Source organism: Jannaschia sp. S6380 (genome assembly GCF_023015695.1).
Taxonomy (GTDB): domain Bacteria; phylum Pseudomonadota; class Alphaproteobacteria; order Rhodobacterales; family Rhodobacteraceae; genus Jannaschia.
In genome coordinates this window covers 1989771-2011967 of record NZ_JALKAS010000001.1, presented here as the reverse complement: position 1 = coordinate 2011967, position 22197 = coordinate 1989771, and the positions used below count along the sequence as shown (strand labels likewise).

General features: G+C 69.3%; 21 protein-coding genes. 13 read left to right on the top strand and 8 right to left on the bottom strand.

Going from position 1 to position 22197, the window contains the following annotated elements; all coding sequences use genetic code 11:
* The first annotated feature begins 132 nt into the window (after nt 1-132).
* Nucleotides 133-1335 (top strand): SMP-30/gluconolactonase/LRE family protein, encoded by a 1203-nt coding sequence (locus MWU52_RS10390; RefSeq protein WP_246951741.1) that lies wholly within the window; start codon nt 133-135, stop codon nt 1333-1335.
* A 3-nt stretch (nt 1336-1338) separates the two neighbouring features.
* Here the strand turns inward: MWU52_RS10390 and MWU52_RS10385 are convergent, their stop codons facing one another.
* From MWU52_RS10385 to tldD, 5 genes are all read right to left on the bottom strand, one after another.
* A complete protein-coding gene (locus MWU52_RS10385) occupies nt 1339-2136 on the bottom strand; it encodes a metallophosphoesterase family protein (RefSeq protein WP_246951740.1) in 798 nt (265 codons plus the stop codon).
* The gene (locus MWU52_RS10380; protein ID WP_246951738.1) at nt 2136-3074 is read right to left on the bottom strand and encodes a diacylglycerol kinase family protein; all 939 of its coding nucleotides are present in this window, start codon (nt 3072-3074) and stop codon (nt 2136-2138) included. The genes MWU52_RS10385 and MWU52_RS10380 overlap by 1 nt, the downstream gene beginning before the upstream one ends.
* Before the next feature lie 122 nt (nt 3075-3196).
* Nucleotides 3197-5833: a type I DNA topoisomerase gene (gene topA / locus MWU52_RS10375; protein WP_246951736.1), complete on the bottom strand. Its 2637-nt coding sequence runs from the start codon at nt 5831-5833 to the stop codon at nt 3197-3199.
* A 135-nt stretch (nt 5834-5968) separates the two neighbouring features.
* Nucleotides 5969-7162, bottom strand: coding sequence for a DNA-processing protein DprA (dprA, locus tag MWU52_RS10370; RefSeq protein ID WP_246951734.1), 1194 nt, complete (start codon nt 7160-7162; stop codon nt 5969-5971).
* A 48-nt stretch (nt 7163-7210) separates the two neighbouring features.
* Complete coding sequence (tldD, locus tag MWU52_RS10365) at nt 7211-8632, bottom strand: metalloprotease TldD (protein WP_246951733.1); 1422 nt, start codon at nt 8630-8632, stop codon at nt 7211-7213.
* A gap of 844 nt (nt 8633-9476) precedes the next feature.
* Between tldD and coxB the strand changes: the two genes are divergently transcribed.
* The 11 genes from coxB to MWU52_RS10310 all read left to right on the top strand — a co-directional run bounded on the left by coxB (nt 9477) and on the right by MWU52_RS10310 (nt 18198).
* A complete protein-coding gene (gene coxB, locus MWU52_RS10360; RefSeq protein ID WP_246952855.1) occupies nt 9477-10301 on the top strand; it encodes a cytochrome c oxidase subunit II in 825 nt (274 codons plus the stop codon).
* A 4-nt stretch (nt 10302-10305) separates the two neighbouring features.
* Nucleotides 10306-11247, top strand: coding sequence for a heme o synthase (gene cyoE / locus MWU52_RS10355; RefSeq protein WP_246951731.1), 942 nt, complete (start codon nt 10306-10308; stop codon nt 11245-11247).
* Nucleotides 11247-11441 (top strand): hypothetical protein, encoded by a 195-nt coding sequence (locus MWU52_RS10350; RefSeq protein ID WP_281493943.1) that lies wholly within the window; start codon nt 11247-11249, stop codon nt 11439-11441. The genes cyoE and MWU52_RS10350 overlap by 1 nt, the downstream gene beginning before the upstream one ends.
* On the top strand, nt 11438-12025 hold the full coding sequence (locus MWU52_RS10345) for a cytochrome c oxidase assembly protein (protein WP_246951727.1): 588 nt from the start codon (nt 11438-11440) through the stop codon (nt 12023-12025). Before MWU52_RS10350 ends, MWU52_RS10345 begins: the two co-directional genes overlap by 4 nt.
* Before the next feature lie 11 nt (nt 12026-12036).
* Nucleotides 12037-12849 carry a cytochrome c oxidase subunit 3 gene (locus MWU52_RS10340; protein WP_246951725.1) on the top strand — a complete coding sequence of 271 codons (813 nt, stop codon included), beginning with the start codon at nt 12037-12039 and terminating at the stop codon, nt 12847-12849.
* Between the two features lie 70 nt (nt 12850-12919).
* Entirely contained in the window at nt 12920-13588 is a 669-nt protein-coding gene (locus MWU52_RS10335) for an SURF1 family protein (protein WP_246951723.1), read from the top strand.
* Nucleotides 13589-13600: 12 nt separating this feature from the next.
* Complete coding sequence (thrC, locus tag MWU52_RS10330) at nt 13601-14986, top strand: threonine synthase (RefSeq protein WP_246951721.1); 1386 nt, start codon at nt 13601-13603, stop codon at nt 14984-14986.
* Nucleotides 14983-16242, top strand: coding sequence for a pitrilysin family protein (locus MWU52_RS10325; RefSeq protein ID WP_246951720.1), 1260 nt, complete (start codon nt 14983-14985; stop codon nt 16240-16242). Before thrC ends, MWU52_RS10325 begins: the two co-directional genes overlap by 4 nt.
* A complete protein-coding gene (locus tag MWU52_RS10320; RefSeq protein ID WP_246952853.1) occupies nt 16242-16826 on the top strand; it encodes a GNAT family protein in 585 nt (194 codons plus the stop codon). The genes MWU52_RS10325 and MWU52_RS10320 overlap by 1 nt, the downstream gene beginning before the upstream one ends.
* Nucleotides 16827-16900: 74 nt before the next feature.
* Nucleotides 16901-17281, top strand: a complete 381-nt coding sequence (locus tag MWU52_RS10315; RefSeq protein ID WP_246951718.1) for an STAS/SEC14 domain-containing protein — start codon at nt 16901-16903, stop codon at nt 17279-17281.
* 83 nt (nt 17282-17364) lie between these two features.
* Nucleotides 17365-18198, top strand: coding sequence for an MBL fold metallo-hydrolase (locus MWU52_RS10310; protein WP_246951716.1), 834 nt, complete (start codon nt 17365-17367; stop codon nt 18196-18198).
* A 186-nt stretch (nt 18199-18384) separates the two neighbouring features.
* Here the strand turns inward: MWU52_RS10310 and MWU52_RS10305 are convergent, their stop codons facing one another.
* Genes MWU52_RS10305 through MWU52_RS10295 form a run of 3 tightly spaced genes read right to left on the bottom strand, consistent with a single transcriptional unit; the run spans nt 18385 to nt 20458 of the window.
* Nucleotides 18385-18921, bottom strand: a complete 537-nt coding sequence (locus MWU52_RS10305; RefSeq protein ID WP_246951714.1) for an adenine phosphoribosyltransferase — start codon at nt 18919-18921, stop codon at nt 18385-18387.
* 2 nt (nt 18922-18923) lie between these two features.
* Nucleotides 18924-19562: a DUF2927 domain-containing protein gene (locus tag MWU52_RS10300; RefSeq protein ID WP_246951712.1), complete on the bottom strand. Its 639-nt coding sequence runs from the start codon at nt 19560-19562 to the stop codon at nt 18924-18926.
* A 35-nt stretch (nt 19563-19597) separates the two neighbouring features.
* Nucleotides 19598-20458 (bottom strand): S-methyl-5'-thioadenosine phosphorylase, encoded by an 861-nt coding sequence (locus MWU52_RS10295; protein WP_246951710.1) that lies wholly within the window; start codon nt 20456-20458, stop codon nt 19598-19600.
* A 133-nt stretch (nt 20459-20591) separates the two neighbouring features.
* On the opposite strand from MWU52_RS10295, the gene MWU52_RS10290 reads away from it, so the two are divergent.
* A complete protein-coding gene (locus MWU52_RS10290) occupies nt 20592-22187 on the top strand; it encodes a SulP family inorganic anion transporter (protein WP_246951708.1) in 1596 nt (531 codons plus the stop codon).
* Nucleotides 22188-22197 lie beyond the last annotated feature (10 nt).

The window sequence follows — 22197 nt, the reverse complement described above, 5'->3', positions numbered from 1 at the left end:
GTGCCCGGCCGGTCTTGGCAAGCCCTTCGGCCTCGGCGGTTTCCCGCCGCAAGCTAACCTTGGGTAAAGCAGCGTCCGGGCGCACGGCTGCTCCGCCTAGGATCGAGGTATCATCATTCGGGAGGGACCATCATGACCACGCATTTGCCCGACCTGTCGCGCCGTCAGGCGCTCGGCGCGATCGGCGGCGGGGCCGTCGCACTCGGCGCGGGGGTGGCCCGCGCGCAATCCACCGCGGTCGAGCCGCGTACCACGATCACGGAACCGCGCCGCGACTTCGGCCCGGAGGCCGAGCCGAACGTCTATTTCTGGGACCCGGACCTGGTGGCCGCCGACGACCGTTTCTGGGGCCTGATGCAGCCCAATGCCGCCATCGAGCGGCTATGGACCGGCGCCCGCTGGGCGGAAGGGCCGGCCTGGAACAGCGTCGGAAAGTTCCTCGTCTGGTCCGACATTCCCGAGAACCGCCAGTTGCGCTGGCTGGAAGAGGACGGCCATGTCAGCACGTTCCGCTATCCGTCGAACAACTCCAACGGCAACAGCTTCGACCTGCAGGGGCGTCAGCTCTCGGCGGAGCATCTGACCCGGCGCGTCGTGCGCTACGAGCATGACGGGTCGGTCACGATCCTGGCCGACGGGTTCGAGGGCAAGCGCTTCAACTCGCCCAACGACATCGTGGCCCATCCCGACGGCAGCTACTGGTTCACCGATCCACCCTATGGCGGACAACTCTACGAGGGGGCGCCGGATGCCCCGGGCGGGCCGTCGAACGCGGCGGGGCTTCTCGATCCGACGCTCGGACAGCCGCCCGAGATCGGCGAATACGTCCGCGAGATGGAGACCGCGACCTACCGCGTGGGCGAGGACGGCACCGTCACCCGCGTGGCCGGCGAGTCCGAGGCGCCGGATCCGAACGGTCTTTGCTTCTCGCCCGACCATTCGGTCCTGTACGTCGCCTCCACCGGCAAGGGGCCGGGCGATACCGGTCCGGGCGGGCAGGGCGAGATCATCGCCTTCGACGTCGGCGCCGACAACACGTTGGCGAACCGCCGCGTCTTCTCGGACTGCATGGTCGACGGGGTCAAATGCGGGCCGGACGGCGTGCGCTGCGACGTGGCCGGCAATGTCTGGGCGTCGTCGAACGCGGGGCGGAACGTCGGCTATTCCGGGGTCACGATCTGGGCGCCCGACGGGACGCTTCTGGGTCGCATCCGCCTGCCCGAGGTCTGCGGAAACGTCTGTTTCGGCGGGCCCAAGCGCAACAGGTTGTTCATGGCCGCGTCGCAGTCGATCTATTCGGTCTTCACCGGTACGCAGGGCGCGGGACCGGCCTGACGGTCAATCGCGCGCCGATTGCCAGACGCCTTCGGCCTTCGTGAAGCGGGCGGATCGGGTCGGGTGGAACGCGGTCTCGCCCGGCCCGGCGGTCCATTGCTGGACCTCGACCGACGGCCCGTCGATCGTCAGAAGGTTGAAGTCGTTGGGCTCTCCACGGACGCGGGTCGATAGGCCCGTCCCCGCCTGGACGAAGAGCACGCCCTCGGCCTCGGCGAAGGGGCGCGCGTGCCAGGTGTGCAGATGACCCGACAGCACGATGTCGGCGCCGCATTCGCCCAGCGCCGCAAGCGCGCGGCCGGCACCCCGCATCAGGCGCTTCTCGACCGCGGGGCCGTGTTCCAGCGGATGATGCAGCACCGCGATCCGCATCCGCGCACCGTCCGAGCCCGCGAAGGCCCCGCAGACCCGGCGCAACGTCTGCCGCCCGATACGCCCGCGTTGCCAAGACCAGCGGTTGACCGTGTTCACCCCGGCGACCGCGACCTCCGCATCCTCCCAACCCGGTTGCAGGTCGGGGTGGATATAGCGGCGGTACCGCCCCCACGGGTTCAGGAACCGCACGAACAGGTTGTCGAGCGGCGTGTCGTGATTGCCGGGCACCGCCAGGAACGGCGGGACCAGACGGGCCAGAAAGGCGCGGGCGGCGCGGTACTGCCCGAACCGCGCGCGCTGGGTGAAATCGCCCGAGATGGCCACCAGATCGGGCGCCAGATCGTTGATCGTCGCAATCAGGGGGCGCAGCAGTTCGGGCCGGTCGCGCCCGAAATGCAGGTCCGAGACGTGGAGGACCCGGCGCATCAGGCCCGCTCCGGCGCGATCACGGTCAGCCCGTCCCTGAGCACCCTGAAGCGGAACGGCGAGCGCATCTTCGCCCGTTCGCCATCGCGCGCGACGAGGCGGCGGGGGCTGTCGGTCTCGATGTCGATCCGCGATCCGGTGAAGTAGTCGAAATCCCGCCCCGGCTTCATCGAACGCCACGCCAGGCGCACGGCGAACAGAAACAGGCCCCAGCGCGACGTGTCCGGCGCGAGGAACAGTGCGAAACGATCTGCATCGGCATCCGCTTCGCCGGCGAGGCCGAAGGTCCGCAATTGATAGGCGCTGCGCGCAACGAAGGCGAGGGGCGTGCGGCGCCGGACCTCCCGGCCATCGATCGTGACGCGCAGCGACAGCGGCCGGTGGAACCGCGTGAAGGTCACGATCACCGACCAGTGCGCCGCGAGCCGTGACCGCCCCCAGCGCCGATAGGTGCCCTCGCGCTGTGCCAGAATCGCGGGATAGAGGCCGAGGCTTGCATTGTTGAGGAAAAGCGCGCCGTTCACCTCGCCCGGGCTGACCTTTCGCGTGGGCCCCGCGACGAGCAGGTCGATCGCGGCATCAAGGTCCTCGGGCAGGCCGAGGCCGCGGGCGAAAAAATTAAATGTCCCCATCGGGATCACGCCGAGGATCAGGCCGTGGCGATGGGCCACCGTCGCCATCGCGCCGACGGTCCCGTCCCCACCGGCGGCCACCAGCACGCGGAACCCTTCGGCCGCCACGCGTTCGGCCACATCCGGCAGCTTCCGGCCGCGCCGGACGATGCGCAACGCGAAGCGACCCGGATGCCGGTCCATGGCCGACCGCAGCGCCCGGCGGGCCTGCCGTTTCCGCCGGCCGGACCCGGGGTTCAGGATCACGCAGATGTCGGGGGCGGCGGCCGTGGTGGCGGCCACCCGTTCGGATCGCTGCATGTTCATCTCGGCCCCTGTGTTCCGTCAGGGACGAACGCGTGACCGGTCCGATTTGTTCGCGACCGGTCCGCGCGATCCGAGATGGCGGGGGCCCGGCGGCCGTTTGCCGCCGATACGTGGCGCGGCCGTCAGCCGGCTTTCTTCGCGGCAGCTTTCGTCGTGGCTGCCTTCTTGGCGGGGGCTTTCTTCGCGGTGGGCTTTTTCGCGGCCGCCTTCCGCTTCGGCGACTTCGCCGCCTTGGCCGCGATCAGGTCGACCGCCTGCGCCATCGTCACATCCTCGGGCGTCACGTCCTTGGGCAGGGTGGCGTTCACCTTCTCCCACTTCACGTAGGGCCCATAGCGCCCCTCCATCACGTTGACGGGACCGCCGCTTTCGGGGTGTTCACCCAGTTCGCGCAAGGGCTTGGCCGCCTGCCGCCCGCCACCGCGCTTGGCCAGCTTCTCGGCCAGCAGATCGACGGCGCGATTGATCCCGAGGGTGAAGATCTCCTCCTCCTCGGGAAGGTTCGCATAGACCTTGTTCCAGCGTACATAAGGCCCGTACCGCCCGAGATTGGTCTCGATGTCGGCGCCGTCCTCGGGATGGATGCCGACATGACGGGGCAGCGACAGCAGTTGCAGCGCGCGGTCGAGGTCCAGCGCATCGGGAGCCCAGGCCTTGGGCAGGCTCGACCGCTTGGGCTTGGGGTTCTCGTCGGTAACTTCGCCCAGCTGGACATAGGGGCCGAACCGGCCGGATTTCAGCCAGACCTCCAGCCCGCTTTCCGGCTCGATCCCCAGCATCCGCTCGGTGCCCGCCTGTTCGCCCTCCATCCCCGGAGGGCCGAACGGACGAGTATAGCGGCATTCGGGGTAGTTCGAGCAGCCGATGAACGCGCCGCCCGACCGCGCGGTGCGCATCGACAGCCGGCCCTGACCGCAATTGGGACACAGGCGCGGGTCGCCGCCGTCGCCCGGGTCGGGGAACAGGTGCGGCTCCAGCACCTCGTTGATCTTGTCGAGAACCTCGCCGATGCGCAGCTCAGACGTCTCGCCGATCGCCGCCGAGAAATCGCGCCAGAACCTGTCCAGCACGTCCTTGTAGTCCTTCTCGCCGGCCGAGACCTCGTCGAGCTCCTGCTCCAGCGCGGCGGTGAAATCATAGCCGACATAACGGCGGAAGTAGTTCGACAGGAACGCCGTCACCAGCCGGCCCTGATCCTCGGGGAAGAGGCGGTTGCCCTCCTTGCGGACATAGCCGCGGTCCACGATCGTCGACAGGATCGAGGCATAGGTCGAGGGCCGCCCGATCCCCAGCTCCTCCATCCGCTTGACCAGCGTGGCCTCGGTATAGCGGGGCGGGGGCTGGGTGAAATGCTGCTGGCCCAGAACGGCGTTCGACGGCGCACGGATCAGGGCATTGTCCGAAGTCTCGCCTTCGTAGGCCGCGACCTTCTTGGCCGCGTCGCCCTCGTGGATGGCGGGCAGGCGCTTGTCGTCGCCCGTCGCCTCCTCGTCGTCGCGCCCTTCGGTATAGACCTTCATGAACCCGTCGAAGACGACGACCTGCCCGGTCGCGCGCAACTCCACCTGGGTGTCGCGGTCGCGGATCGTGACGGTCGTGCGCTCCAGTTTGGCGGCGGCCATCTGGCTGGCCAGCGTGCGCTTCCAGATCAGGTCGTAGATCTGGTTCTGGTCCTTCTCCAAACGCAGGTCGTCGGCGGCGCGGGTCATGTCCGTGGGCCGGATGCACTCATGCGCCTCCTGCGCGTTCTTGGCCTTGTTCTTGTACATCCGCGCCTCGGCGGGCACGTAGTCGGGCCCGTAGCGGTCGGCGATGGCGTCGCGCGCGGCGTGAACGGCCTCGGGCGCCATGTCGATCCCGTCGGTCCGCATGTAGGTGATGTGACCCTGTTCATAGAGACGCTGCGCCGTCGACATGCAGGCCTTGGCGCCCATGCCGAACTTGCGGCTGGCCTCCTGCTGCAGGGTGGAGGTCATGAAGGGTGGGCTGGGGTTGCGGGTGCCGGGCTTCGCCTCGACCGAAGCGACCGATAGCGTGCGGCTTTCGACGGCCTGAACGGCGAGTTCCGCCTGGGTGGCGTCCGCCAGGTCGAACCGGTCCAGCTTCTTGCCGGCCAGCGCGACCAGCCGGGCCTCGAAGGTCTGGCCGCGCGGCGTCTCCAGCATGGCGCGGACGGACCAGTACTCGCGCGGATCGAAGGCCTCGATCTCCATTTCGCGTTCGACCACCAGGCGCAGGCAGACGGACTGGACGCGCCCGGCGGATTTCGCCCCAGGCAGCTTGCGCCAAAGGACCGGCGACAGGTTGAACCCGACCAGGTAGTCCAGCGCACGCCGCGCCAGGTAGGCGTGGACGAGCGGGGTGTCGATCTCGCGCGGGTTGGCGATGGCCTCCTGCACCGCCTTCTTGGTGATGGCGTTGAAGGCCACCCGGCTGACGGGCATATCCTTCTTGACGCCCCGGCGGTTCAGCAGGGCCTCCTGCAGGTGCCAGCTGATCGCCTCGCCCTCGCGGTCCGGGTCGGTGGCCAGGATCAGGTTCGGATCGTCGGCCAGTGCGTCGGCGATGTCCTTGATCCGCTTCTTCGAATCCGACGGAACCTCCCAGGTCATGTCGAACCCGTTCTCGGTGTCGACGCTGCCGTCCTTGCCCACGAGGTCGCGGACATGTCCGTAGCTGGCCAGCACGGTGTAGTCTTTGCCCAGATAGCCGTTGATGGTCTTGGCCTTGGCCGGGGATTCGACGACGACGACGGGCATGGGCGGGACCTCGGGGCTGTTCGATCGGCGGGGTCGGTCAGGCAGGCAAGGCGGGCCCGTCCCCTTGGGCCGGGGACCATGTGGGCGTCGCCCGGGGATTGTCAATGCCGCCGCGGGGCACGCGGCGGGCCGCCGTCACAGGCGGACGAGGCCGCCGCCCGGCCGCCGCGCGACGAGGCCGGCAAGCTCCAGCTCGGAGAGTTGCGCGGCAAGTGCGGGGGCCGCCACGCCCCCCCGCGACGAGAGATCGCGGAGCAGTTGGTCTTCGGGCACCGGCACGGGCGAGAGGAGCGCCAGGATGCCGTCGCGCAGGGCATCCGGCGCCTGCGGGGGCGGTGCCGGTTCGGGCGCCGGATCCCGCGGCGCGGGCTTTGCGGGATGCGGCATGCCCGCAGGTTCCATCCCCGCCAGCATCTCCAGGATGTCGTCGACCCCGCGCACCAGCGTCGCCCCATCGCGCAGCAGCAGGTTGCAGCCCGAGGCGCGACCGTCGAAGGGGTGGCCCGGCACGGCCATCACCTCGCGCCCCTGGTCGAGCGCGTCGCGCGCGGTGATCATGGAGCCGGACTTCGCCGCCGCCTCGACCACGACGACGGCCATGGCCGTTCCCGACACGATGCGGTTGCGTCGGGGGAAATCGCGGGCCCGCGGGACCAGGCCGAAGGGACGTTCGGACAGCGCGCAGCCCTCGGCGGCGATGCGGGCGGCCAGTTCGGCGTTCTCCTCGGGGTAGACGCGGTCGAGGCCGCCGGCATGCACGGCGATCGTGCCGCCGGACAGCGCCGCGTCGTGCGCGACCGCGTCGACGCCGCGCGCCAGGCCCGACACCACGACGACCCCGCTGGCCGCCAGTTCGCGACCGAGCGCACGCGCCATGCGCAGCGCCAGGGAAGACGCATTGCGCGTGCCGACCACGGCCACGCAGGGCCGCGCCGCCAGCGCCGGATCGCCCTGCGCCCAGAGGACCGGAGGCGCGTCAACCACATCGGTCAACCGCGCAGGATAGCCCGGCGTGCCCAGCGTCAGCAGCCGCGCGCCGTTCTTTCGCGCCGCGCGGATCTCGGCCCGGATGGCGGCTTCGGGGGCGCAGTCATAGCCGTCGTCGCCCGCGGCCCGTGCGATGTCCGGCAGGGCCGCGAGGGCCGCCTGCGCGTCGCCATGTTCGGCCAGGAGGCGGCGCCAGGTGACCGGACCGACCCGCCGGGACCGCGCGAGGCGCAGCCGGGCGAACAGCTCCTCCTGCGATGGGGCGTCGAGGAACGGGGGCGGCGGGGCTTCGGCCAGGCCGTCGGGAAGGGGGAGGGGAACGTCGGGAAGGGCGTGGTCCATGGCCCGCATCTGGCGAGCCGAGAGTTGAGATTCGGTTAACGGCGTGTCTCAGGTCGCCGAGCCGCCGACCGTCAGACCGCCGATCAGGAGCGTCGGCTGGCCCACGCCGACCGGCACCCACTGGCCGGCCTTGCCGCAATTGCCCATGCCCGGGTCGAGCGTCATGTCGTTGCCGGTCGCCCGGATGTTGGTCAGCGCCGTCGCCCCGTCGCCGATGAGGGTCGCGCCCTTCACGGGGGCGCCGACGACACCGTCCTTCACGCGGTAGGCCTCGGTGCAGGAGAAGACGAACTTGCCGTTGGTGATGTCGACCTGTCCGCCGCCGAAACCCACGGCGTAGATGCCGTCCTTCACGTCGGCCACGATGTCGCCCGGCGCCACGTCGCCGCCCAGCATGTAGGTGTTGGTCATGCGCGGCATCGGCGCGTGGGCATAGCTTTCGCGCCGCCCGTTGCCCGTGGGCGCGACACCCATCAGGCGGGCGTTCTGGCGATCCTGCATGTAGCCCACCAGGATGCCGTCCTCGATCAGGGTGTTGCGCGCCGACGGCGTGCCCTCGTCGTCGACGGTGAGGGAGCCGCGCCGGTCGGGGATCGTGCCGTCGTCCAGGACGGTGACGCCCGGCGCCGCGACGCGCTGGCCCAGCAGGCCGGCGAAGGCGGACTGGTTCTTGCGGTTGAAGTCGCCTTCCAGCCCGTGGCCCACCGCCTCGTGCAGCAGGATTCCGGGCCAGCCGGCACCGAGGGCCACGTCCATCACGCCCGCGGGGGCGGGCACCGATGAAAGGTTCACGACGGCGATGCGCAGGGCCTCGCGCGCGACGTCTTGCCAGTGTTCCGGCCTCATCAGGTCGGTCAGGCCGATGCGGCCGCCGCCGCCGGCACTGCCGGATTCGCGGCGGCCGTTCTCCTCGACGATGACCGATACGGAAAGGCGGACCATCGGACGCGCATCGGCGACCGAGAGGCCCTCGGGCCGCAGGATCTCCACCTCCTGCAGATGGGCGCCGACCGAGGCCGAGACCTGCACGACGCGCGGGTCGAGGTCGCGGGCGAAGGCGTCGACCTCGCGCAGCATGTCGAGCTTGACGGTGAAGGCCAGCCCCGCGATCGGATCGTCGTCGCCGTACAGGCGCCGGTTCGTGTTCGCGGGCCCCGGGGCCAGCGTGCCGCCGCCGTCGCCCACGGCCAGCCGCGCGGTCTCGGCCGCGCGGCGCAGGGCGCTTTCGGCGATTTCGGTCGAATGGGCGTAGCCCGCGGTCTCGCCCAGCACCGCGCGCAGGCCGAACCCTTCGGAGGCATCGTAGCTGGCGGTCTTGACCCGTCCGTCATCGAAGACCACCACCTCGGAGCGGCGGCGCTCCAGGAACAGTTCGCCGTCGTCGGCCCCGGCCAGCGTGTCGCGCAGCACCGCGAGCGCGGCGTCGCGGTCGAGCATCGTCTCGAAGGGGCGGAAGGGGGCCTGGGACATGACGCACTCCTGAAGGATCGGCTGGGGCATGACATAGGCGCAAATGTGGCCCGACCCCAGAGGCGGCGCCGGATTTTCCGCACCGGGGATTCGTCAACCTGTCTGAACGGATCGTTCACGCCCGGTCGGGTTTCGCGGATCCGTGGCCCGGCGGCGCGCGGAAATCCGCTGTGCACCCCACGTGCACCCCCCGTGCACCCCCCGTGCAGACGTCCGGCGCATCACGATGCGGCCGCGCCCGACCGGCAAGGCGCGGGAAGGCTGCCCAGGGCCGATCTGGATGCGCGGTGCGGCGGGTGCGACACAGGGCCACCGGGGCCTTGCGGAGTCCGTCGCAGATATGGTCTTACCCGCGCAGGACGCGACGGGCGAGGCGCGCCGCGCGCTCGCACCCGCCAGGACGAAGACAGGACATGTGCCCATGAAGATGCTCACGCTGAAGGCCCTGGCGCTGGTCGCCGCAACCGCGATCGGTGCGATCGGCGCGATCGCCCAGCAGGCCGACATTGCCGAGGACGGGGCCACGACGACCGTTCCCCTGACCGAGGGGGAGGTCGTGACCGCGCCCGATGCGACGACCGTGCCGCTGGTCGACGAGGATGCCGAAGCCGCCACGCCGGCCGAGGGGGCGGAAGTGACTATCGTGCCCGTCGAGACGGTGACCCCCGAGGCCACCGACGAGGCCGTTCCGGCCGAGGGCGAGGCGGGCGTGCCGGGCGACGAGAACGTCCGCCGCGCGCAGGAGGTCGAGGGCGCCGAGCTGCCGGACGGCACCGAGCTGACGGAACAGCCCGCGGACGCGGCCGACATCAACGCCGGCAATCCCGATCCCGAGCCGGTCGACGTGACTGTCGCCGAGGCCCGCACCGCCGCCGAGATCTTCGGCCCGCTGCCGATCATCGGCGAGCCGCAGCACGGCGGTATCGGGTTCCAGCCGGCCGCGACCTCGCTCGCCGCCGAAATCCACTGGCTGGACGCGTTCCTGCTGGTCGTGATCACGGTGATCGCGCTGTTCGTGACCGGCTTGATCGCCTGGGTGATCGTTCGCTACAACCGCCGGTCGAACCCGAACCCGGCGCAGTTCACCCACAACTCGCCGCTGGAAGTGACCTGGACGGTCGTCCCGATCCTGATCCTGGTCGCCATTGGCGCGTTCAGCCTGCCGGTCCTGTTCGACCAGCAGCGCATCCCCGAGGGCGATGTTGTGGTCAAGGTGACCGGCTACCAGTGGTTCTGGGAGTACGAGTACCCCGAGGAGGACGGCATCACCTTCGCGTCCTACATGATCGGCGCCGATACCGGGAACCTGCTGACCGAGGACAGCCTGGCCCAGCTTCAGGCGGCCGGCTATACCGAGGATCACTTCCGCCTGGCGACGGACACGTCGGTCGTGGTGCCGGTGGGCAAGACCATCGTGATGCAGGTGACCGGGGGCGACGTCATCCACTCCTGGACGATCCCGTCCTTCGGCGTGAAGCAGGACGGCATCCCGGGGCGCCTGGCCCAGCTGTGGTTCCGCGCCGACGAGGAAGGCGTGTATTTCGGCCAGTGTTCGGAGCTTTGCGGCATCGCGCATGCCTACATGCCGATCACCGTCAAGGTCGTGTCCGAGGAGGCCTATGCCGAATGGCTGGCCGCCATGAAGGCCGAAGCGCTGGAGACCTGGTGAGCGTTTGACCGACCTCAGCCTGCATATCGCCACGGAGCGGCCCGCCTCGGACGAGGCGGGCCTGCGCGACTATTGGCAGCTGCTCAAGCCGCGGTTGATGTCGCTTTCGGTGTTCACGGCGCTTGTGGGCCTGCTGGTGGCACCGGGCGGGCTGCACCCGTTCCTGGGCGCGACGTCGATCCTGTGGATCGCGCTGGGTGCGGGCGCGTCGGGCGCGCTCAACATGTGGTTCGACGCCGATATCGACCGGGTGATGAAGCGCACGCGCAAGCGGCCCATCCCCGCGGGTCGGGTGGCGCCGGGCGATGCGCTGGCGCTGGGCCTGTTCCTGTCGGGCGTGTCGGTGGTGATGCTGGGACTGACGGCGAACTGGGTCGCAGCCGGCTGGCTGGCCTTCACGATCTTCTTCTACGCCGTGATCTATTCGATGTGGCTGAAGCGCACGACGTCCTGGAACACGGTGATCGGCGGGCTGGCGGGCGCCTTCCCCCCGATGATCGGCTGGGCGGCGGCGACGGGCGGCACGCCGCTGGAGGCATGGCTGCTCGTGGCGCTGATCTTCATGTGGACGCCGCCGCATTTCTGGGCGCTCGCGCTTTTCGTCAAGCTCGACTACCACGCGGCGCGGATCCCGATGCTGACGGTCACGCATGGCCGGGCCGCGACGCGCCGCCAGGCGCTGCTCTATTCGGTGGGGCTGGTGGTGGTATCGCTTGCGACGTCCGTGTCCTCGATCGGCGGGCCGCTGACGCTGGCGGTGGCGCTGGTGCTGAACGCGCTGTTCCTGCGCGCGGCCTGGGCGGTCTGGCGGCGCGACGACGCGGCGAGCGCCGCCGATGGTCACGCGGCCGAGAAGGCGATGTTCAAGCTTTCGCTGGTCTATCTGTTCGCGCATTTCGCGGTCTTCGTGGCCGAGGCGGCGCTGGGTCCGTGGGGAGGGTGGTGATGCATCGAGACCACGAACTGCACACCCGCCGCCGGGGCCGGAATTTCGGCCTGCTGGCGGTGCTGCTGGCGTTCATCGTCATCGTCTTCGGCGTCACGGTCGTCAAGGTTCGCACCGGCGGCTTCGCCGAGGGGTTCGATCATGTCGCGCGGCCCGCGCTGGTGCCCGAGGCGACCCGGGAGGTGACGGAATGACGGCGTGGCGAAACCTGTCGCCGAACGGGCGCGTGGTGGCCGGCACGGTCGCGACGGTGCTTGCGATGGGGTCGCTGGGATTCGCCGCGGTGCCGCTCTACGACCTGTTCTGCCGGGTGACCGGCTATGGCGGCACCACCGCACGGGCCGAGGCGGGCGCCGGCGCGGTGCTGGACCGGACCGTGCTGGTGCGCTTCGATGCGTCGCGCGAACGCGGCATGCCCTGGGAGTTCGCGCCGGTGGAGACGTCGATGCGGGTCCGCATCGGCGAGACCAACCTGGCCTTCTACGAGGCGACGAACCCGACCGACATGCCCGTCGCCGGCACGGCCAGCTTCAACGTCGCGCCCTATGCGGCGGGCCCGCATTTCGTGAAGATCGACTGCTTCTGCTTCGAGGAGCAGATCCTCGCCCCCGGCGAGACCGTTTCGATGCCCGTGACCTTCTATGTCGATCCGGCCATGGTCGACGACGCCGAGGCGGCGGGCATCCCCGAGATCACCCTGTCCTACACGTTCCACGTGATGGACTTGCCCGAGGACCACGCCGCGCTTAACACGGGCGCGGCACCGACGACCAACTGAGAGGCCCCGCGATGGCGCACGCCAAGAACCACGACTATCACATCATCCCGCCTTCGGTCTGGCCGTTCATCGGGGCCGTGTCCGGCTTCTTCATGCTGATCGGCGCGGTGATCTGGATGTCGCCCAATGTTGGCAACAACCATCCCTGGCTGTTCGTGGCGGGCCTGGTCGGCGTGCTGGGCGTGATGTTCGCCTGGTGGTCGGACGTCATCCGCGAATCGAACGCGGGCGACCACACGCCGGTGGTGCGGATCGGCCTGCGCTACGGCTTCATCTTCTTCATCATGTCGGAGGTGATGTTCTTCGCGGCCTGGTTCTGGTCGTTCTTCAAGCACGCGATCTATCCGATGGGCCCCGAAAGCCCGGCCGTCGACGGCGTCTGGCCGCCCGCGGGGATCGAGACCTTCGACCCCTGGCACCTGCCGCTGATCAACACCCTGATCCTGCTGGCCTCGGGGGCGGCGGCGACCTGGGCGCACCACGCGCTGGTGCACGAGAACAATCGCCAGGACATGAAGTGGGGCCTGATCCTTGCGATCGGTCTGGGCGTGCTGTTCACGGGTTTCCAGATCTACGAATACAGCCACGCGGCCTTCGGTTTCGCCGGCAATATCTATGGCGCGAACTTCTTCATGGCTACCGGGTTCCACGGCGCGCATGTCGTCATCGGCACGGTCTTCCTGGCGGTCTGCCTGTTCCGCCTGCAGGCGGGGCATTTCTCGCCCAGCAAGCATATCGGGTTCGAGGCGGCGGCCTGGTACTGGCACTTCGTCGATGTGGTGTGGCTGTTCCTCTTCGCGGCGGTCTACATTTGGGGCGGCTGACCTCCCATATACGGTTTGATGACACGGCAGCGCGGGCTTTCCGCGCTGCCTTTCGTTTCGGAGACCGCCGGTGCGTCTAATCCTTCCGCTTCTGTTTGGTCTCGGCGGTTTCGCGCTGCTCGTCGCGTTGGGCGTCTGGCAGATGCAGCGGCTGGACTGGAAGAACGGATTGCTGGCGGAGATCGAGGCGCGGATCGCGGCCGACCCCATCCCGTTGCCGCCCGCCCCCGCGTCGGAGGCCGACCGCTACCTGCCCGTGGCCGTGGAGGGGCAGCCGGCCGGGGCCCCGATCCACGTGCTGGTCAGTCGCAAGGGATACGGCGCGGGCTATCGCGTGATTGCGCCGCTGGCCACGCCGGACGGGCGCCGGATCATGGTCGATCTGGGGATCATCGGCACCGATGCGAAGGACGCGCCCTTGCCAATGGGGCCCTATGCGGTGACGGGCAACCTGCACTGGCCCGAGGAGGTGGACGGCTTCACCCCCGACCCGGACATGAAGCGAAACATCTGGCTGGCCCGCGACGTGCCCGCCATGGCCCGTGCATTGCAGGCGGAGCCGTTCCTGATCGTCGCGCGCACCTTGTCGCCCGCAATTGGGCCGGAGCCCTATCCCGTCGGCACGGCGGGTATCCCGAACAACCATCTCGGCTATGCGATTCAGTGGTTCGGCCTCGCGGCGGTCTGGCTGGGGATGACACTGTTCCTGCTGTGGCGTATCAGGCGGCGCACCATCTGAAGGCCCCATCCGATGCGCTATATCTCCACCCGCGGCCAGGCCCCCGTCCTTGGGTTCGAAGACACGATGCTGACCGGGCTCGCCCGCGACGGCGGTCTCTACGTGCCCGAGGATGTGCCGACGATGTCACATGGCGACATCGCGGCGCTGGCGGGCCTGCCCTACGAGGAGGTCGCCGTCCGCGTCATGGCGCCCTTCGTGGCCGATGCGTTCGACGAGGCGACTTTCGCCGGTCTCGTGGCCGAGGCTTACGCGGGCTTCGGCCATGCCGCGCGCGCGCCGCTCGTGCAGCTCGGCCCGAACCATCACCTGCTGGAGCTGTTCCACGGGCCGACGCTGGCCTTCAAGGATTTCGCGATGCAGCTGATCGGACGGATGTTCGAGCATACGCTGCGGAAGCGGGGCGACCGCGTCACCATCGTCGGCGCGACCTCGGGCGACACGGGCAGTGCTGCGATCGAGGCGTTCGGCGGACTGGACGCGGTCGACGTCTTCATCCTCTACCCGCATGGCCGGGTGTCCGAGGTGCAGCGCCGGCAGATGACGACGCCGTCCGAGGCGAACGTGCATGCGTTGGCCATCGACGGTCATTTCGACGATGCCCAGGCGCGCTTGAAGGACATGTTCAACCATTTCGCCTTCCGCGACCGGGTGGGGCTGGCGGGCGTCAACTCGATCAACTTCGCCCGCGTGCTGGCGCAGGTGGTCTATTACTTCACCGCCGCCGTGGCGCTGGGCGCGCCGTATCGGCCGGTGTCCTTCACCGTGCCCACGGGCAATTTCGGCGATATCTTCGCGGGCCACATCGCCAAGCGCATGGGCCTGCCGATCGAGGCGCTGGTGGTGGCGACGAACCAGAACGACATCCTGCATCGCTGCCTGACCACGGGCGAGTACCGGACGGGCGAGGTGCATCCCTCGATCAGCCCGAGCATGGACATTCAGGTCTCGTCGAATTTCGAGCGCGCCCTGCATCTGGCCTATGGCGGCGACGGGTCGGCCATCGCGCAGCTGATGGAGGAGTTGCGCGGCGGTGGCTTCACCGTCAGTCAGGGCGCGTTGGAGGCCCTGCGCGAGACCTATGCGTCGGGCCGGGTGTCGGAGGACGAGACCTCGGCCACGATCCGCGATTGCCTGGCCCGGACGGGCGAGTTGCTCTGTCCGCACAGCGCCGTGGGCGTGCGCGTGGCCCAGGGGCACCTGGGGTCCACGCCGATGGTCACGCTGGCCACCGCGCACCCCGCCAAGTTCCCCGACGCGGTCGAGGCGGCGACCGGCATCCGCCCGCCGTTGCCGCCGCGCATGGCCGACCTGTTCGACCGGCCCGAGCGCATGACGCGGGTGGCCAACGACACCAACGAAATCGAGACCCTGATCGAGGACAAGCGCACCGCATGAGCACCCAGCTTCACCGCCTGTCCAACGGCTTCCGCGTCGTCACCGAACACATGCCCGGCCTGCAATCCGCGAGCGTCGGCATCTGGGTCGGCGCCGGTGGCCGGCACGAGGCGCCCGAGCAGAACGGCATCGCCCATTTCCTGGAACACATGGCGTTCAAGGGCACGAAGCGGCGCAGTGCGTTGCAGATCGCCGAGCAGATCGAGGATGTGGGCGGCTACATCAATGCCTACACTTCGCGCGAGGTGACGGCCTACTACGCACGCGTGCTGGCCGAAGACGTGCCGCTGGCCGTCGACCTGATCGGCGATATCGTCCTGAACCCCGTCTTCGACCCGCGCGAGATCGAGATCGAGCGCGGCGTCATCCTGCAGGAGATCGGGCAGGCGCTGGACACGCCCGATGACATCATCTTCGATTGGCTGCAGGAGGCGGCCTATCCCGAACAGCCGATCGGCCGCACGATCCTGGGGCCCAGCGAACGCGTTTCGGCCTTCACCGAGGACGACCTGCGCCGCTTCACCGCGCAGCATTACGGGCCGGGCCAGATGATCCTGGCGGCGGCCGGCGCCGTCGACCACGACGCGATCGTGGCCATGGCCGAGGCGCAGTTCGGCCACCTTCCCGCGCAATCGCAGGCCGAAGCGGCGCCCGGCCTCTATCGCGGGGGCGAGTTCCGGCAGGTGCGCGACCTGGAGCAGGCGCATGTCGCGCTGGGCTTCGACCAGCCCGGATACCGCGACGACAAGATCTATGCCGCGCAGGTCTTCGCCGGCGCGATGGGCGGGGGCATGTCGTCGCGCCTGTTCCAGGAGGCGCGCGAGAAACGGGGCCTCTGCTACACGATCTTTGCCAGTATCGGAGCCTATTCGGATGCGGGCCTGCTGACGGTCTACGCCGGAACCGGCGCGGACGACGTGGGCGACCTGGCCAACCTGACCATGGATGAGCTGCGCCGTGCCGCCGACGACATGACCGAGGCCGAGGTCGCGCGCGCCCGCGCGCAGATGAAGTCGGGCATGCTGATGGGGTTGGAAAGCCCGTCCAGCCGCGCCGAGCGCCTGGCCCGCGTCGTCTCGATCTGGGACCGCGTGCCGCCGCTCTCGGAGGCGATCGCGAAGATCGACGCGGTCGATGCGGCCGTGGTGCGCGAACATGCGGGCAAGCTGCTGGCGACGGTGCCGACGCTGGCGCTCTACGGTCCGGTGGGGCGGGCCCCGGATGCGGAGACGCTGCGCCGAAGGCTGGCGGCGTGATCTTCGGGCCGTTCCGCAAGCCCCGGATCGAGACGGAGCGGATGGTCCTGCGCCTGCCGCAACATTCCGACTATCGCGCCTGGGTCAACCTGCGTGACGGCAGCGCCGCCTTCCTGAGACCGTGGGAGCCGGAATGGGCGCCCGACCACCTGAGCCGCAAGAGTTTCACCAACCGCGTCTACTGGTCCTCGCGCAGCTACGGGCAGGGCACGGCGCTGGCACTGTTCCTGACGCGCAAGACCGATGGTGCCATCCTGGGTGCCATCACGATGGACAACATCCGCCGCGGGCCCGCGCAATCGGCCACGCTGGGATATTGGGTCGGGCAGTCGCATGCGCGGCAGGGTTACATGCGCGAGGCGATCCTGGCGGTGGGCCATCACGCGTTCCGGCGGCTGGACCTGAGCCGTCTGGAAGCCGCCTGCCTGGAGGAGAACCTTGCCTCCCGCGGGCTGCTGGAACGGTCCGGCTTCAAGTACGAGGGCGTGGCCCAGAGCTATCTGCAGATCGCGGGCCGTTGGCGGAACCACGTCCTTTACGCGATGCTGCGCTCGGACCGGCGGGGCCGTGCCGACACGGGCTGATCCGGGACCGGCACGATGCAACCCCGCGGGCGGCTCCGGCGTTTTCGTCGGCAAACCAAGCATCGGAGGTATCCATGCCACAGACCATTCACCGGATCGCCGCCGAGCCGCCGACCGTCTATGCGTTCGAGATCACGGGCGAAGTTGCCGCCGATGACATGGAGGCGATGGCCGACACGATGAACGCGGCCTTCGACGCGCATGACAAGGTGTCGATGCTGCTGATCTTCGACGACTTCCGTGGCAGCGAGACCGGGGCCGGCTTCGACTGGTCGTCGATCAAGTCGCGGTTCCGGTCGCTGGCCAATGTCGAGAAATACGCGACGGTGGGCGCGCCCGGATCGGCCGAGACCATGATCGCGGCGATGGGCAAGGTCATCCCGGTCGAGGCGCGCACCTTCGATCCGGGCGAGATCCACGAGGCCTGGGCCTATGTCGGGGCGCGTCCGGTCTGATCCCAGGGTCGCCGGGGTGCGGTCACATGGCCACTGGTCGTGGCCCCGTGTCTGCGCGAGGATCGGGGCGGAGGTGTCGCCCGATGATCGTTCCCAGACCGTTCGCGTTGCTGCTGTCCCTGGCCACCCTGCTTGTGCAAGCGCATCCCGCCGCGGCACAGGACCGCCGGCCGAGCCATTGCATCGCCATCGCGGAGGCCGGCGGCTTCCTGCACCGGGCGTCCTTCGCCGCCCCGCTCGAGGCCGATACGGTTCGGCTGAACTATGTCGATCATTCGATGTTCATGATCGAGACGGCGGGCGGCCTGCGCGCCGTGACCGATTTCGCGGGGTTCATCGGGGCGACCCGGCCACCCGACGTGGTCACGATGAACCGGGCCCATATCTCGCATTGGACCCCGACCCCCGATCCGGAGATCCCCCACGTGTTGCGCGGATGGTCCGATACCGTGGGCGAACCGGTCGGCCACCATCTCGATCTGGGCGAGATGCTGGTCCGGTCGGTCTCGACCGACATCCGTTCGCGCGCCGAAATCGGGATCGAGCGGAACGGTAACGCGATCTTCGTCTTCGAGGTCGCGGGCCTCTGCATCGGGCATCTGGGCCACCTGCATCACGAACCCGACGCCGAGCAATATGCCGCGCTGGGGCGGCTCGACGTGGTGATGGCGCCCGTCGACGGGGGGCTGACGCTGGACCTGCCGACGATGATCCGCGTTCTGACGCGGCTTCGGGCGTCGGTCGTGATCCCGATGCACTGGTTCGGCCCGTCCGGCCTCGACAGGTTCCTGACCGGCATGTCGGGCGATTTCGCGATCGAGCGGCGTGCCGACAGTTTCCTGGAGATCTCGCTGCGCGACCTGCCACGGCGGCCAACGGTGATCGTCCTGCGCCCGTCTTTCCTGAACGAGCCGTGACCGGTTCCGCGCGCCCGGGACCAGGCGGTGAGAAACCTGCGAAAACAGGGGGCTGAAAGAAGTCGCGCCCTGCCGGGGGGGACAGGGCGCTGGGGGGAATTCATGGCCGTCTGCTAAGCCACGAGACCTGTGTCGCAGCAAAAGGTTAACAGATCGTTACCACGGCGGAGCATCGGCGGAAAAACGTCAGGCGCCCTCGAATTCGCACAGGGCATGGATTTGCATGCCCATTTCGTCGAGCAATGCCCGGCCGCCCAGCTCTGGCAGATCGACGACGAAGGCGCAGCCCATCGTCTCGGCCCCCAGCCGTTCCAGCAGTGTCAGGCCCGCACGCGCGGTGCCGCCCGTCGCCAGCAGGTCGTCCACCAACAGGACCCGCGCGCCCGGTCGCAGCGCGTCGCGATGCACTTCCACCGTGGCGGTGCCGTATTCCAGCGCGTAGTCCTGCGCGAAGGTCGGGCCGGGCAGCTTGCCCTTCTTGCGGATCGGAACGAAGCCGCAGCCCAGTTGATGGGCGACCGCCCCGCCCAGGATGAACCCCCGCGCCTCGAGCCCCGCGACGGCATCGACCGGTTCGCCCGCGAAGGGCGCGAGGAGCTGATCGACGCAGAGCCGCATCCCCCGCGCATCGGCGAAAAGGGTCGTCACGTCGCGGAACATGATCCCTTCATGCGGGAAATCGGGAATCGTGCGGATATAGTCGCGCACCGTCTTGGCCTGCATCGTCAGCTTTCCTCCTCGGGGGTGGAGGCGCCCCGTTCGCCGTAGTGGCGCCTGAGCGCCATCGCGTCCTGCCCGCGCAGGCGCACGACCGAGTTGCCGTCCTCCGAGAACAGCGAGCGTCGATAGGCGGGTCCGCGGATATCGGTCATCAGGCCCAGGCCCTGGACGATCTCCTCAAGCATGACCGAGGCGATCTCGCGCCGCCGGGTGGTCGAGGAGACGGCGATCAGCGCCTCGCGGATCTCTCCGCCGCGAGCGCGCAGGGCGACGCGGCCCAGCGGTAGAAGCGCGCCGTCGAGGTCGGGCACGCCGGTGTCGCGCATCACCTCGCCGGGCGGGGTGGCGACGACGTGGATCTCGATATCCGCCGGCCCGTCGATCCGCCGAAGGCGCAGTCCGGCATCGAGCGCGTTGATCTGCACCAGCGCCTCCTCCAGCCCCCGCTCGTAGAGGTCGCGACGATAGGACGGCAGGTCCGCCTTGACGGAGCTGAGCGCGACGGTCAGGTTGCCGCGCCGGTGGTCCGGCCAGCGCAGGAACGGCTTGCGGCAGGTCCCGCCCGGCTCGGCCGCGCAGGCCACGGCACGATAGAAGGCGTCGTCCGGCAGGGGGCCGGGGACCTGGATGAACTCCTGCGCCATGGCCGGCCAAGCCCATAGGATCAGCGCGGCCGACCTCACAGCACGCGACCCGCGATGCCGCGCAGCCGCGCAACCATCTCCGCATCGCGCGCGTCGGGCGCGGTCATCACCGCGTGGTCCAGCGCACGGTCGCAGCCCGTGTCGCAGCCCTCGGCCACCAGCCGGGGCAGGGCCGCCACCATCGCCGCTGCGCGTTCGACGTTTCCTTTCAGCGTGGCCAGGATGTCGGTGATCTGGACGCTGCCATGCTCGGGGTGCCAGCTGTCGTAGTCGGTGACCATCGCCACGCTGGCATAGTGTAGCTCCGCCTCGCGGGCCAGCTTGGCCTCGGGCATGTTGGTCATCCCGATGACGTCGCAGCCCATGTCGCGGTAGATGCGCGATTCCGCCAGGGTCGAGAATTGCGGCCCCTCCATCGCCAGGTAGGTGCCGCCTTCGTGCACCGTGCCCCCCGCCAGGCGTCCGGCTTCGGCGCAGGCCTTCGAAAGCGCGGCGCAGGTAGGGTGGGCGGCCGAGACATGGGCCACGAGGCCCGGCCCGAAGAACGAGTTCGCGCGGCCCTGCGTGCGGTCCACGAACTGGTCGACGACGACGAAATCGCCCGGGGCCATCTCCTCGCGGAAGGATCCGACGGCCGAGACGGACACCAGATGCGTGACCCCAACCGATTTGAGCGCCGCGACGTTCGCGCGATAGGGCACGGAGGTGGGCGTGTGGACGTGCCCGCGCCCGTGGCGGGGCAGGAAGACCATGGCCACGTCGTCCAGCGTGCCACAGAGGAGTTGATCCGACGGCGCGCCCCATGGCGTCTCGACATCCCGCCAGCGCGCGTCCTGCAGGCCGGCCACCTGATAGAGGCCCGAGCCCCCGACGATTCCGATCACTGGCATGGCCATCCCCTCATCCGCGCATCGAACCTGCCGTGCCGCGGGCGCGAGCGCAACGGGCGGGCAGGGGGTGTCGCCGAATGCCGAACCCTGCTAAGCGCGCCCCGACTCCGTATCGACAGTACCACGAAGGATCCGATCCTTGAGCAGCTCCCTGCTGGCACGCCTTGCCGACCGTTTCGACGGGCCCGACCTCAGGGTCGCGCCGACCTCTTCCCTGACGCCCTCGGTCCTGCGGATCGAGGTCCTGGCCGGCCTGACCGTGGCCCTGGCCCTCGTGCCCGAGGCGGTGGCCTTCGCCTTCGTCGCCGGTGTGGAACCGCTGGTCGGCCTTTATGCGGCCTTCATCGTCGGACTGATCACGGCGCTGATCGGCGGACGCCCGGGCATGATCTCGGGCGCGACGGGGGCGCTGGCGGTGGTTATGGTCAGCCTCGTCGCGCAGCACGGGGTGCAGTACCTGTTCGCGACCGTGATCCTGATGGGCCTTCTGCAGGTCGTCGTGGGCATCATGCGATGGGGCAAGTTCATCCGCCTGGTGCCGCATCCGGTCATGCTGGGCTTCGTCAACGGGCTGGCCATCGTTATCGGCCTGTCGCAACTGGATTTCTTCCGCCTGGAAGGCGGCGCCTGGATGCAGGGCGAACAACTGGCGCTGGTGCTGGGCCTGGTGGTCCTGACGATGGCGGTGATCTGGGCGCTGCCGCGTCTGACCTCGGTCGTCCCGGCGCCGCTGGCGGGCATCGCGATCACGGCGGGGCTGGTCATCGCGCTGGATCTGGACGTCCCAAGGGTGGCCGACCTCGCCTCGATCTCGGGCGGATTGCCGGATTTCGGCATCCCGGTGGTCCCGCTCAACTGGGAGACGTTCGAGATAATCCTGCCCTACGCGATCATCCTGGCCGCGATCGGCCTGATCGAATCGCTGCTGACGCTGAACCTCGTGGGCGAGATCACGGGCCAGCGGGGCGGCGCGTCGCAGGAATGCATCGCCCAGGGCGCGGCCAACACCGTGACCGGTTTCTTCGGCGGCATGGGTGGCTGCGCCATGATCGGCCAGTCGATGATCAACGTGAAATCCGGCGGCCGCACACGCATCTCGGGCGTGTCGGCGGCGCTGTTCCTGCTGGCCTTCATCCTCGTCGCGTCGCCGCTGATCGAGGTCATCCCGCTGGCCGCGCTGGTCGGCGTGATGTTCATGGTCGTGATCGGCACCTTCGCGTGGAACTCGATCAAGATCCTGGCCAAGGTCCCGCGCATCGACGCGGTGGTCATCATCCTGGTGACCATCGTGACGGTGATGACCGACCTCGCCATCGCCGTCGTCGTGGGCGTGATCGTCAGCGCGCTGGCCTATGCCTGGCAGAACGCGACGCGCATCCATGCGACGTCCTACGAGACGCCCGAAGGCGCGCGCGTCTATCAGGTGAAGGGGCCGCTCTTCTTCGGGTCGGCCACCGGCTTCATCGAGATGTTCCACCCCAAGGACGACCCGGGCCAGGTCATCATCGACTTCGCCGAGAGCCGCGTCGCCGACCAGTCCGCCCTGCAGGCGATCGAGGCGGTCGCCGCCAAGTACGAGGCCGAGGGCAAGCGCATCCAGCTGCGTCACCTGACCCGCGATTGCCACAAGCTGCTGACGCGGGCGGGGCACCTGATGGTCGACAGCGACGACGACCCCGACTATGCGGTCGCGGCCGACTATGGCGTGCGAACGGGGATCCTGGGCGGGCATTGACGCCCGCCCG